15 protein-coding genes and 1 tRNA gene are annotated in these 12,149 nt (G+C 65.3%); 8 read left to right on the top strand and 8 right to left on the bottom strand.

What is annotated here, in order from left to right; translation table 11 throughout:
- The first annotated feature begins 21 nt into the window (after positions 1-21).
- From AWC17_RS27525 to AWC17_RS27560, 8 genes are all read left to right on the top strand, one after another.
- Entirely contained in the window at positions 22-606 is a 585-nt protein-coding gene (locus AWC17_RS27525) for a DinB family protein (RefSeq protein WP_046185324.1), read from the top strand.
- Positions 607-646: 40 nt separating this feature from the next.
- Positions 647-1,993 carry an ABC1 kinase family protein gene (locus tag AWC17_RS27530; RefSeq protein ID WP_046185320.1) on the top strand — a complete coding sequence of 449 codons (1,347 nt, stop codon included), beginning with the start codon at positions 647-649 and terminating at the stop codon, positions 1,991-1,993.
- A complete protein-coding gene (locus AWC17_RS27535) occupies positions 1,993-2,898 on the top strand; it encodes an alpha/beta fold hydrolase (RefSeq protein WP_046185321.1) in 906 nt (301 codons plus the stop codon). Before AWC17_RS27530 ends, AWC17_RS27535 begins: the two co-directional genes overlap by 1 nt.
- An 85-nt stretch (positions 2,899-2,983) precedes the next feature.
- Positions 2,984-3,844 carry a cyclopropane mycolic acid synthase family methyltransferase gene (locus AWC17_RS27540; protein WP_046185322.1) on the top strand — a complete coding sequence of 287 codons (861 nt, stop codon included), beginning with the start codon at positions 2,984-2,986 and terminating at the stop codon, positions 3,842-3,844.
- Between the two features lie 117 nt (positions 3,845-3,961).
- Complete coding sequence (gene mmaA3, locus AWC17_RS27545; protein WP_046185323.1) at positions 3,962-4,843, top strand: methoxy mycolic acid synthase MmaA3; 882 nt, start codon at positions 3,962-3,964, stop codon at positions 4,841-4,843.
- Positions 4,844-4,925: 82 nt separating this feature from the next.
- Positions 4,926-5,822 (top strand): hydroxymycolate synthase MmaA4, encoded by an 897-nt coding sequence (gene mmaA4 / locus AWC17_RS27550; RefSeq protein WP_046185325.1) that lies wholly within the window; start codon positions 4,926-4,928, stop codon positions 5,820-5,822.
- 84 nt (positions 5,823-5,906) lie between these two features.
- On the top strand, positions 5,907-6,605 hold the full coding sequence (locus AWC17_RS27555; RefSeq protein ID WP_046185326.1) for a YciI family protein: 699 nt from the start codon (positions 5,907-5,909) through the stop codon (positions 6,603-6,605).
- A 9-nt stretch (positions 6,606-6,614) separates the two neighbouring features.
- Positions 6,615-7,832, top strand: a complete 1,218-nt coding sequence (locus tag AWC17_RS27560) for an RNA polymerase sigma factor (RefSeq protein WP_085165521.1) — start codon at positions 6,615-6,617, stop codon at positions 7,830-7,832.
- A gap of 77 nt (positions 7,833-7,909) precedes the next feature.
- Here the strand turns inward: AWC17_RS27560 and rplA are convergent, their stop codons facing one another.
- From rplA to hadA, 8 genes are all read right to left on the bottom strand, one after another.
- Positions 7,910-8,617, bottom strand: a complete 708-nt coding sequence (rplA, locus tag AWC17_RS27565) for a 50S ribosomal protein L1 (protein ID WP_046184605.1) — start codon at positions 8,615-8,617, stop codon at positions 7,910-7,912.
- Positions 8,618-8,701: 84 nt separating this feature from the next.
- Positions 8,702-9,130, bottom strand: coding sequence for a 50S ribosomal protein L11 (rplK, locus tag AWC17_RS27570; protein ID WP_007167782.1), 429 nt, complete (start codon positions 9,128-9,130; stop codon positions 8,702-8,704).
- A 42-nt stretch (positions 9,131-9,172) separates the two neighbouring features.
- Positions 9,173-9,916 (bottom strand): transcription termination/antitermination protein NusG, encoded by a 744-nt coding sequence (gene nusG, locus AWC17_RS27575; protein ID WP_046184603.1) that lies wholly within the window; start codon positions 9,914-9,916, stop codon positions 9,173-9,175.
- Positions 9,917-9,943: 27 nt separating this feature from the next.
- Positions 9,944-10,399, bottom strand: a complete 456-nt coding sequence (gene secE, locus AWC17_RS27580) for a preprotein translocase subunit SecE (RefSeq protein WP_046184602.1) — start codon at positions 10,397-10,399, stop codon at positions 9,944-9,946.
- A gap of 93 nt (positions 10,400-10,492) precedes the next feature.
- Positions 10,493-10,565: transfer RNA gene (locus AWC17_RS27585), tRNA-Trp, on the bottom strand.
- A 144-nt stretch (positions 10,566-10,709) separates the two neighbouring features.
- Entirely contained in the window at positions 10,710-11,210 is a 501-nt protein-coding gene (hadC, locus tag AWC17_RS27590; protein WP_046184601.1) for a (3R)-hydroxyacyl-ACP dehydratase subunit HadC, read from the bottom strand.
- Positions 11,211-11,213: 3 nt separating this feature from the next.
- Positions 11,214-11,642, bottom strand: coding sequence for a (3R)-hydroxyacyl-ACP dehydratase subunit HadB (gene hadB / locus AWC17_RS27595; protein ID WP_046184600.1), 429 nt, complete (start codon positions 11,640-11,642; stop codon positions 11,214-11,216).
- A complete protein-coding gene (gene hadA, locus AWC17_RS27600) occupies positions 11,629-12,108 on the bottom strand; it encodes a (3R)-hydroxyacyl-ACP dehydratase subunit HadA (RefSeq protein WP_046184599.1) in 480 nt (159 codons plus the stop codon). Before hadA ends, hadB begins: the two co-directional genes overlap by 14 nt.
- Positions 12,109-12,149: the final 41 nt, after the last annotated feature.

Here is a 12,149-nt window from a genome sequence, read left to right on the forward strand (position 1 = left end):
ATGCCCGCCCTCGCCCCGCCGGTGGCCGACGAACGCAGCGCCCTGCGCGAATTCCTGGCGTTTCACCAGAGCGCGTATTTCGCCGTCAGCTACGGCCTCACCGATGAACAGGCCCGGTCCACGCCTTCGGTCAGCGCGCTGTCGATCGGCGGGCTGGTCAAGCACGTCACCGCTATGCAGCGCACCTGGATGGCGCGGGTCGCCGCCGCGCCGGATGCGCCCCCGAAGGACCCGCGCCCCTTCGAGCAGATCGCGAGCGAGTTCGCGGACCAGCATGTGATGCGGCCCGACGAGACACTGGACGGGCTGCTGCGGGCATTCAAAGAACAGAACGCGAAGTCCCTGCGGCTGGTGGAGACCGCGGACCTCGACGCCGCGGTGCCGGTTCCCCAGGACATCCCCTGGTTCCCCAAGGATCAGGAGGCCTGGTCGGTGCGCTGGGTGATCCTGCATGTGATCAACGAATTGGCCCGCCACGCGGGGCACGCCGACATCGTTCGAGAAACCATCGACGGCGCCACCATGTACGAGTTGATCGCCGGGCTGGAGGGCTGGGCGATCCAGGGCTGGGTACAACCCTGGAAGAGCGGTGAGCCTCCGAGCTAGAGGATTGGGCCTGGCTCCGCCGATTTGGCAGACTGCTGGGATGAGTTCCACCAAACACCGAGACGTGGCCAGGCTTGACCGGGTGCCGCTGCCGGTGGAAGCGGCCCGGGTAGCCGTCACCGGTTGGCAGGTCACCCGCACCGCCGCTCGCGTCGTCAGCAAGCTCCCGGGCAGGGGGCCCTGGCAGCAGAAGGTGATCAAGCAGCTCCCGCAGACCTTCGCCGACCTCGGCCCGACGTACGTGAAATTCGGGCAGATCATCGCGTCCAGCCCCGGGGCGTTCGGCGAATCCCTGTCCCGTGAATTTCGCGGCCTGCTCGACCGGGTGCCGCCCGCCGACACCGACGAGGTGCACAAGCTGCTCGTCGAGGAGCTCGGTGGCGACCCCGCCGACCTGTTCGCCAAGTGGGAGGAGACGCCGTTCGCGTCGGCGTCCATCGCCCAGGTGCACTACGCCACCCTGCACACCGGCGAAGAGGTCGTCGTCAAGATTCAGCGCCCGGGCATCCGCCGCCGGGTCGCCGCCGACCTGCAGATCCTCAAGCGCTTCGCCCAGGCCGTCGAACTGGCCAAGCTGGGCCGCCGGCTCTCGGCGCAGGACGTGGTCGCCGACTTCTCCGACAACCTGGCCGAGGAGCTGAACTTCCGGCTCGAGGCGCAGTCGATGGATGCGTGGGTCTCGCACCTGCACGCCTCGCCGCTGGGCCGCAACATCCGGGTGCCGCAGGTGCATTGGGACTTCACCTCCGAGCGGGTGCTGACGATGGAGCGGGTGCAGGGCATCCGCATCGACGATGTCGCCGCCATCCGCAAGGCCGGGTTCGACGGGGTCGAACTGGTGAAGGCGCTGCTGTTCTCGCTTTTCGAGGGCGGGCTGCGGCACGGGCTGTTCCACGGCGACCTGCACGCCGGCAACCTTTACGTCGACGAGGCGGGCCGCATCGTGTTCTTCGACTTCGGCATCATGGGCCGCATCGACCCGCGCACCCGCTGGCTGCTGCGCGAGCTGGTGTATGCGCTGCTGGTGAAGAAGGACCACGCGTCGGCCGGCAAGATCGTCGTGCTGATGGGCGCCGTCGGCACCATGAAGCCCGAGGCCCAGGCCGCCGAGGACCTGGAGAAGTTCGCCACCCCGTTGACCATGCAGACGCTGGGCGACATGTCTTACGCCGACCTCGGGCGGCAGCTGTCGGCCCTGGCCGACGCCTACGACGTCAAGCTGCCCCGCGAGTTGGTGCTCATCGGCAAGCAGTTCCTCTACGTCGAGCGGTACATGAAGCTGCTCGCGCCGAAGTGGCAGATGATGTCCGACCCGCAGCTGACCGGCTATTTCGCGAACTTCATGGTCGAGGTCAGCCGCGAGCACCAGTCCGACATCGAAGTCTGATGGAGATCCGCACCGGGAACGCCACGTCCGGCGACCTGAAGCTGTACTACGAGGACATGGGCAACATCGACGACCCACCGGTCCTGCTGATCATGGGGCTGGGCGCCCAGCTGCTGCTGTGGCGCACCGACTTCTGCGAGCAACTGGTCGGCCACGGGCTGCGCGTCATCCGGTACGACAACCGCGACGTCGGCCTGTCGAGCAAGACCCAGCACCGCAGCTCGGGGCAGCCGCTGGTCACGCGGTTGGCGCGCTCCTGGCTGGGCTTGCCGAGCAAAGCGGCATACACGCTCGAGGACATGGCCGACGACGCCGCGGCCGTGCTGGACCATCTCGGCATAAGACACGCGCACATCGTGGGCGCGTCGATGGGCGGCATGATCGCCCAGATCTTCGCCGCACGCTTCGACGAGCGGACGAAAACCCTCGGAGTCATCTTCTCCAGCAACAATTCGGCGTTCCTGCCGCCGCCCGGTCCTCGCCAGCTGCTGGCGCTCATCAAGGGGCCGGCGCCGAGCTCGCCCCGCGACGTGATCATCGACAATGCCATCCGGGTGAGCAAGATCATCGGCAGTCGTCGCTTCTTGGCGTCCGAGGAGCAACTCCGGGCCGAGGCCATCGAAAGCTACGAACGGAGCTATTACCCGTGGGGCGTCGCACGGCATTTCGACGCCGTGCTGGGCAGCGGCAGCCTGAGGGGTTACAACCGGCGGACCGCCGTCCCCACCGTCGTGATCCACGGCCGGGCCGACAAACTGATGCGGCCCTTCGGCGGCCGCGCGGTGGCCAACGCCATCGACGGCGCTCGATTGGTGTTATTCGACGGGATGGGACATGATCTGCCACAGCAGTTGTGGGACCACGTGATCGGTGTGCTGTCGAGCAACTTCGCCAAAGCGAGCTGAGCCGAAAACACTCGAAGAAACGCTCCCCCTGCGATCTCGGTTCGTATCGCCGCGTTGTACGGTTGTCAAAGGAGGTGTTCTACCAATGGCCAAGCTGAAGCCGTATTACGAAGAGTCGCAGGCAACCTACGACATTTCAGACGACTTCTTCGCGCTGTTCCTTGACCCCAACATGGTGTACACCTGCGCCTACTTCAAGAACGACGACATGACGCTGGAAGAGGCGCAGCTCGCCAAGCTGGATCTGGGGCTAGACAAGCTGAACCTCGAGCCCGGTATGACGCTGCTCGACGTCGGCTGCGGCTGGGGCGGGGCCGTGGTCCGAGCGGTTGAGAAATACGACGTGAATGTCATCGGCATCACGCTCAGCCGAAATCACTACGCGCGCACCAAAGCAAGGCTGGCCGAAATCCCAACAACCCGGCGGGCCGAGGCCCGGCTGCAGGGTTGGGAAGAGTTTGACGAGCAGGTCGATCGGATCATCAGCTTCGAGGCCTTCGACGCGTTCAAAAAGGAGCGTTGGCCCACGTTCTGGGACTGGGCCTACAAGACCCTCCCCGACGACAGTCGGATGATGATGCACAGCATTTTCACGCAGCCGCAGTCGTACTGGACCGAGCACGGCATCCCGATCACGATGAAAGACCTGCGTTTCCTGCACTTCCTCGGCAAGGAGATTTTTCCCGGCGGGGCAATGTGCGGCGAACCCGATATCGTCGACAATGCACGTAACAGCGGTTTCACGATCGAGCAGATCGAATATCTGCAGCCGCACTACGCGCGAACTCTGGACACCTGGGCCGCCAATCTGGAGGCCAATCGCGAACGCGCCATCGCCATCCAGTCCGAAGAGGTCTACGACCGCTACATGCGCTATCTGACCGGCTGCGCGGACCTCTTCCGCAAGACGATCGCCAACGTCGCCCAGTACACGCTGACCAAGTAGCGCCCGGCCCGCAGAAACTCCGGCGCGCGCGCAAATGCGCCGTTTCCGACCCTCGGCGAGTACCGTCGCCCGAGAGGATGGCCACCTCATCTGGAGCCCGTCCCTCGGGAGGGACATATGTCTGACAACCTGGCAGGCGCTGTTCGTACGCGGTCCAACATTGACGACGTGCAAGCGCACTACGACCTGTCGAACGAATTCTTCGCGCTCTTCCAGGATCCGACCCGTACCTACAGCTGCGCGTATTTCCCCCGCGAGAACATGACCTTGCACGAGGCGCAGCTCGCCAAGCTCGACCTGACGCTGGACAAACTCGGGCTTCGGCCCGGGATGACCTTGCTCGACATCGGCTGCGGTTGGGGTTCCGTTCTGAAACGCGCCGCCGAGCGCTACGACGTCAACGTCGTCGGGCTGACCCTGTCCAAAAATCAGCATGCCCACTGCCAGCAGGTGCTCGACGGGATCGACACCGGCCGGTCGGGGCGGGCACTGCTGTGCGACTGGTCCGAGTTCAGCGAACCGGCGGACCGCATTGTCACCATCGAGGCGTTGGAGCACTTCGGCTTTCACCGCTACGACGACTTCTTCAAATTCGCCTACGCCGCCATGCCCGACGACGGCGTGATGCTGCTGCACTCGATCACGGGATTGCACGGAAACCAGATCATCGAGCGCGGCCTGCCCTTGACGATGGAGGTCGCCAAGTTCATCAGGTTCATCGTGACCGACATCTTCCCGGGCGGCCGGCTGCCGATGATCGAGACCGTCGAGGAGCACTCGGCGAAGATCGGCTTCCGCGTGACCCGCGTTCAGTCGCTGCAGACCGACTTCGCCAAGACCCTCGACCTGTGGGCCGACGCCCTGCAGGCGCGCAGGGACGACGCCATCAGGATCCAGTCCGACGAGGTGTACGAGCGGTACATGAAGTACCTGACAGGCTGTGCCAGGGCTTTCCGCATGGGCTACATCGACTGCAACCAATTCACGCTGGAAAAGTAGAGTTGGGTATCGTTGCACGTCACATCACGAAGCAAGTGCGTGGGTATATGTAGTGAACTTCATCCAGGAGAACAAGACGAAAATGGCTGATCAACCTGCTAGCCCGACGAAGACGCGGACGGCTCCCGAGGACATTCAGGCGCACTACGACGTCTCCGACGACTTTTTCGCCCTGTTCCAGGACCCGACCCGGATCTACAGCTGCGCCTACTTCGAGCGTGACGACATGACGCTGGAAGAGGCGCAGTACGCCAAGATCGACCTGAACCTGGACAAGCTCGACCTCAAGCCGGGGATGACCCTGCTGGACATCGGCTGCGGCTGGGGCACCACCATGAAGCGCGCCGTCGAGCGGTTCGACGTCAACGTCATCGGCCTGACGCTGTCCAAGAACCAGCACGCCCGCTGTGAGCAGGTGCTGGCTTCGATCGACACCAATCGTTCGCGTGAGGTGCGCCTGCAGAACTGGGAGGACTTCAACGAGCCGGTCGACCGGATCGTGTCGATCGAGGCCTTCGAGCACTTCGGGCACGAGAACTACGACGACTTCTTCAAGAGGTGCTACGACATCATGCCCGAGGACGGCCGGATGACCGTCCAGAGCAGCGTGAGCTACCACCCGTACGAGATGGCGGCCCGCGGCAAGAAGCTGACCTTCGAGACGGCCCGATTCATCAAGTTCATCGTCACCGAAATCTTCCCGGGTGGCCGGCTGCCGTCCACACAGATGATGGTCGACCACGGTGAGAAGGCGGGTTTTGTTGTGCCCGAACCGCTTTCGCTGCGCCCGCACTACATCAAGACACTGCACATCTGGGGCGACACGCTGGAGTCCAACAAGCAGAAGGCCATCGAGGTCACTTCCGAAGAGGTCTACAACCGCTACATCAAGTATCTGCGGGGCTGCGAGCACTACTTCACCGACGAAATGCTGGACGTCAGCCTGGTGACCTACCTGAAGCCGGGAGCTGCGGCCTAGCTTGTCGGATCGGGGCTGCGTCGTTCGTCGGATAGGTAGAGAGTGGAGCACGAGGCTTCGCTCACTACCCCGGAGGTGACGATCATGCAGTACTTCGCCCTGTTGATCAGCAAGGAGCAAGACCGCACGCCTGAAGAGTGGGCGGCCGGCATGGCCGCCTGGGAGAACTTCCACGCCAAAGCCGGCTCGGCGATCAAAGCCGGTGACGCGCTGGCGCCCGCCGCCGCTGCGGCGGTCATCACCGGCGGCCCGGATGCGCCGATGGTCACCGACGGCCCCTTCGCCGAGGCCGCCGAGGTGGCGTGCGGCTATTACGTGTTCGAGGCGGAGAACCTCGACGAGGCACTGGCATTGGCGCGCGACGTCCCGATCGCCGCTTTCGGGGCCGTGGAACTCTGGCCGGTGGTGCACTCACTTCAACCGTCCCGCGAACTCACCGGCAACGACTGGCTCGCGCTGCTGTTGGAACCGCCCGCGTCCGCGCACACCCCGGGCACCCCGGAGTGGGAGGCGGTGGCGGCACGTCATGGAGATTTCGCGGCCGCCGCGGGAAACCATGTGATCGGTGGCGCCGCCCTGCACGACAGGTCCACCGCCACGACCGTGCGGGTGCGCGACGGCGAGGTCCTCATCACCGACGGGCCATATGTGGAAGGCGCCGAGATCGCCACCGGGATCTACTTCCTTGCCGCCGCGGATCGCGACGAGGCCGTCAAGCTGGCGTCGATGATCCCCGCTTCGACCGTGCAGGTGCGGCAACTGGCTGGAGTCTCGGGGCTCTAAGCACCAACGATGTCCGACCTGGACGGCGTCTTCCGGCGGGAGTGGGGACCCGCCGTCGCCGCGCTCGCGCGGTGGTCCGGCGACCTCACCATCGCGGAGGACGCCGTCCAGGAAGCCTGCGCCGAGGCGCTTCGCAGCTGGAACCGCGACGGCCTGCCGGACAATCCCGGCGGATGGCTGGTGACCGTCGCCCGCAACCGGGCGCGCGATCGCCTGCGCCGCGAATCCGTGCGTCCCGGAAAGGAATTGGCGGCCGTGATCGACGAAATCCGGGCGCGCACCGACCACTCCGACCCGTCTCCCGTTCGCGACGACGAGCTGCGGATGATGTTCACCTGCGCACACCCCGCCCTGGACCGCCAATCTCAGCTGGCGCTCACCCTGCGGCTGGTGTCGGGGTTGACCGTCGCCGAAATCGCCCGTGCGCTGCTGCAGACCGACGCGGCGATCGGCCAGCGAATCACGCGCGCCAAGAACAAGGTTCGGCACGCCAACATCCCGTTACGGGTGCCGCCCGCCGAGCTGCTGCCCGAACGCACCCCGCACGTGCTGGGTTGCGTCTACTCCGTGTTCACCGAGGGGTATTGGTCCACGGCGGGCCCGTCGGCGATCCGCGACGAACTGTGCGACGAAGGGATCCGGCTGGCCGGTGAGCTGTGCGCGCTGATGCCGCACGAGCCCGAGGCCCACGCGCTGGCCGCGCTGATGCTGCTGCACGATTCGCGACGGGCCAGCCGGATCGACGACACCGGGATGCTGGTGCCGCTCGAGGAGCAGGACCGCCGGCGGTGGGACCGCGGCCGCATCGCCCGGGGGCTGGATCGGCTACGCCGGGCCGAGGGTTCGACGGGCCCTTATCTGCCGCAGGCGGTGATCGCCGCGTTGCACGCGACGGCGCCGTCCTGGGGCCGGACCGACTGGGTCACCATCTGCGCGGCCTACGACCGGCTGCTACAGCTGACCGGCTCACCGGTCGTGCGCGCCAACCGCGCCCTGGCGGTCGGCTTCCGCGACGGACCCGACGCCGGGCTCGCCGCCCTCGACGAGGTGGCACACGACCCCCGGCTGGGCCGCTCCAATCTGGTCGCGACGGTGCGCGCCGACCTGCTTCGGCGTGCGGGCAGGCCGGCCGATGCCGTCACCTGGTACCGAGAAGCGTTGGCAGTCAACGGTTCCGAGCCGGGCCGCGAGTTCCTGCGCCGCCGCATCGCCGAGTGCGGCGGGTAGCCACTCCGTCAGTCACTTGAGCACCGTGTGCCGACCACAAGACGGTTCGCGATGCGATAGCGCCTCGGCCTAAAAAATCAGGCCTCGGCGAAGTTGCGGGTGATGGACGGGTCCACCGGGATGCCTGGGCCCGTGGTCGTCGACACGGTGATCTTCTTCAGGTAGCGGCCCTTCGAGGCGGACGGCTTGAGCCGCAACACCTCGTCGAGGGCCGCGCCGTAGTTCTCCGCGAGGGCCTTCTCGTCGAAAGACGCCTTGCCGATGACGAAGTGCAGGTTGGCCTGCTTGTCGATGCGGAAGTTGATCTTGCCGCCCTTGATGTCAGCCACGGCCTTGGCGACGTCCGGGGTGACGGTGCCGGTCTTCGGGTTTGGCATCAGGCCGCGCGGACCCAGCACGCGAGCGATGCGGCCGACCTTGGCCATCTGGTCAGGCGTCGCGATCGCGGCGTCGAAGTCGAGGAAGCCGCCCTGGATCTTCTCGATCAGGTCGTCGCTGCCGACAACATCAGCCCCCGCGGCGACGGCGGCATCGGCCTTGTCGCCGACCGCGAACACCGCGACGCGCGCGGTCTTACCGGTGCCGTGCGGCAGGTTGACCGTGCCGCGGACCATCTGGTCCGCCTTGCGGGGGTCGACGCCGAGCCGGATCGCCACCTCGACCGTCGCGTCCTGCTTGGCCGACGCGGTCTCCTTGGCGAGCTTGGCCGCCTCCAGCGGGCTGTACAGGTTGTTGCGGTCCACCTTCTCGGCGGCGGCGCGGTATGCCTTGCTGTTCTTGCTCATTGATTCATCCAATCGGGTGTTGGGTCGTGGTTAAGCAGCGGGCCGAAGCTGGCCCTCCCACGGTTGGGGTCGAACTATGCAGGTCTATTCGACGGTGATCCCCATCGACCGGGCGGTGCCGGCGATGATCTTGGCTGCCGCGTCGATGTCGTTGGCGTTGAGATCGGTCTTCTTGGTCTCGGCGATCTCACGAACCTGGTCCCAGGTGACCTTGGCGACCTTGGTCTTGTGCGGCTCGGCCGAGCCCTTGCCCACGCCGGCGGCCTTGAGCAGCAGCTTGGCGGCGGGCGGCGTCTTGAGCGTAAACGTGAAGCTGCGGTCCTCGTAGACCGTGATCTCCACCGGGATGACCTGGCCGCGCTGGTTCTCCGTGGCAGCGTTGTACGCCTTGCAGAACTCCATGATGTTGACGCCGTGCTGGCCGAGCGCGGGTCCGACCGGCGGCGCAGGGTTGGCCTGCCCCGCCACGATCTGCAGCTTGATCAGCCCGACGACTTTCTTCTTCGGGGCCATGAGATGTTGGTGTTCCTTCCTGGACTGGGCTTGATTGCCCGGTTAGATCTTTGAGACTTGGCCGAACGTCAATTCCACCGGCGTCTCGCGGCCGAAGATCGACACCAGCACCTTGAGCTTCTGCTGTTCGCCGTTGACCTCGCTGATGGTCGCCGGAAGCGTGGCGAACGGCCCGTCCATGACCGTCACCGATTCGCCGACCTCGTAGTCGACCTCGACGGCCGGACGCTCCAGCCCACCCGCCTCGGCGGCGGCGGCGGTGGCGGCCGCGCCCTTGGCGGCCTTCTTGGTCGCCCCTCGCGGCAGCAGGAACTTCACCACGTCGTCGAGCGTCAGGGCCGACGGTCGCGACGTCGCGCCGACGAACCCGGTGACGCCCGGCGTGTTGCGCACCGCGGCCCACGAGTCGTCGGTCAGATCCATGCGCACCAGGATGTAGCCGGGCAACACCTTGCGATTGACCTGCTTGCGCTGGCCGTTCTTGATCTCGGTGACCTCTTCGGTGGGCACCTCGACCTGGAAGATGTAGTCGCCGACGTCCAGGTTCTGCACGCGCGTCTCGAGGTTGGCTTTCACCTTGTTCTCGTAGCCCGCGTAGGAGTGGATGACGTACCAGTCGCCGGGCTTGCTGCGCAGCTCCGCCTTGAGCGCGGCGGCCGGGTCGACCTCTTCGGCCGGCTCCTCGTGAGCCTCGACCGCTGAGGTGTCCGGGGCCTCAGTGCCCTCGGCGCGCTCTTCTACGTCGACCGCTTCACCCGCGGACGTGTCACCGTCGAAGGTAGTCACGGTTTTCAGTCCTCTCTATTCCGTCGCTCAGCCGAACACCAGCAGCACAAGCTTGGTGAGTCCGAAATCCGCGAGGCCGACCAGCGCCACCATGAATGCCAGGAACGCCAGCACCACCGACGTGTAGGTGAGCATCTGCTTGCGGTTGGGCCAAATAACCTTCCGCATCTCTGCAACGACCTGCTTGAGGTAGTTGTAGACGAACACGAACGGGTTGGCCGTACGGCCCCCCGGCTTCCTAGGCTTTTTGGCCTTCTTGGCTTTGCCACCCTTGGTGGCCTTGTCCTCCTTGGCGACCTCAACCTCGTCCGCCGACTCTACGTCGAAGTCCTCGCCGGCATCGGCCGCTCGCTGCCGGGATCGTTTGCCGGTCGGGCGCTGCGGTCGCGTCACCACAGCGGTCCGACCGCTATTCGCGCGGTCGTCCTCCCTGTCAGCGCCGTCGCTTGTGGCGTCGTTGGCAGCGTCGCCTTCGTCGCTCACCGCATGCTCCTTAAGTTTGCCAGTGTCCGCAGGCCGTTCCGGTCGTGGTGGGCCATTATTCCAGTGTCCACCATGGCACGCCTTCGTGTTCAGCAGGGGCGACAGGACTTGAACCTGCAACCTGCGGTTTTGGAGACCGCTGCTCTGCCAGTTGAGCTACGCCCCTTCGCGGTTGGCAGGCCAACCTGCGCTTACCTACCGGGGCTTACATGACACGCGCGCTCCCCGTTCTTTCGACTCACGGAAAGCGCGCTGATGCTGGGAAAACCCCGAGGTCCGAGTGTACAACGGTGCCGCACTCAGATACTAATTACGCCGTTCTGACGACCTGGCCGGACTCTGGATCCCATCGCAGGTTGGCGGACCCGTCGGTGTGCTGGCTCATCAACGTGGTGTAGGCCTCGAAGACCACCTCACCCTGATCGTCGGTGCAGGTGTTCTTGGTGACGACGATGTCGGCGCCGAAGCGCTCGTCCACCGAGTGGACGTCCATGCGGGCCCATAGCTTGTCCCCGGCCAGCAGCGGCTTGTGGTACACGAACCGCTGGTCGACCTGGACGATCACCAGCGTCTCCATGCCGATGTCGACGTGCCGGAAGAAATCCAGCTGGACCCGCTTGGCGAGGATGGTCGTAAAGGTCAGCGGCGCGAGGATCCCGTCGTAGCCGAGTTCGGCGGCCGCGTCTTCCTCGAAGTAGGCCGGGTGGTCGTTCTTGACGGATTGCGCGAACTGACGGAGTTGCTCCCGCCCCACGACGAAGCAGTCAGGGTAGCGCCAGATCATTCCCCTGATGTCTGTCTTGAGCGCCATGGGCTACGCCAGTATGGCGGACGCGATCGCCCTACCGAAGATCTTCTTGCCGCCCGTGGTGGCCGTCAGGGCGATCGTCACCGACTTGGTCTCGGGATCGACGGACTTGACCCGGCCGCTGAAGACGAGCTCGGCGCCCTTGCCGTCGTTGGGCACCGGCACCACGGCGGTGAACCGCACGTTGTACTCGGTGACCGCACCGGGGTCACCGATCCACGAGGTGACGTAGCCGCCGCCGATACCCATGGTCAGCATGCCGTGCGCGATCGCGGTATCCAGCCCGACGACCTTGGCGATCTCGTCGTCCCAGTGGATCGGGTTCAAGTCGCCGGAAACCCCCGCATAATTCACCAGATCCTGTCGGGTCAGCGGGTAGGTCCGCTCGGGAAGCTGGTCACCCACCTTCACCGAGCTGAACTCACGCAGTGGCATCAGTAAATCCCTCTTCTCCCTCGTCACCGGCACGGCCCGCCAGGGTCGTGTAGGTCTCCTGCACAGTTTCGCCCGCTTCGTTGGTGATGATGTTCTTGGTCACGATGATCTGGGTGCCGTGCGACACCCGCACCGCGTCCACGTAGACGTCGCAGTACAGCTTGTCACCCGCCACGATCGGCGCATTGAACTTCAGCACCTGGTCGACCTGCACGATCTGCTGATCGGTGAACCCGATACCCGCGTACTTGAAGAACGACGTCTGCGCCTTGTAGCCGAACACACAGATGAACGTCAACGGGGCCGGCAGCCCGGCATAGCCGAGTTCGGCTGCCGCCTTCTCCTCGAGAAATGCGGCGTCGTCATTTTGCACGGCGATGGCGTGCTCGCGGATCTTCTCCCGCTCCACGACGTAATGGTCGGGATAGCGGTAATGCATACCGACGATGTCTTGGCTTAACGGCACGGCTCTAAAATCTACCTAGTCTGTCTGAATAAACGGGCGCG

Origin of the sequence: Mycobacterium nebraskense (assembly GCF_002102255.1) — a bacterium.
Classification (GTDB): Bacteria; Actinomycetota; Actinomycetes; order Mycobacteriales; family Mycobacteriaceae; genus Mycobacterium; species Mycobacterium nebraskense.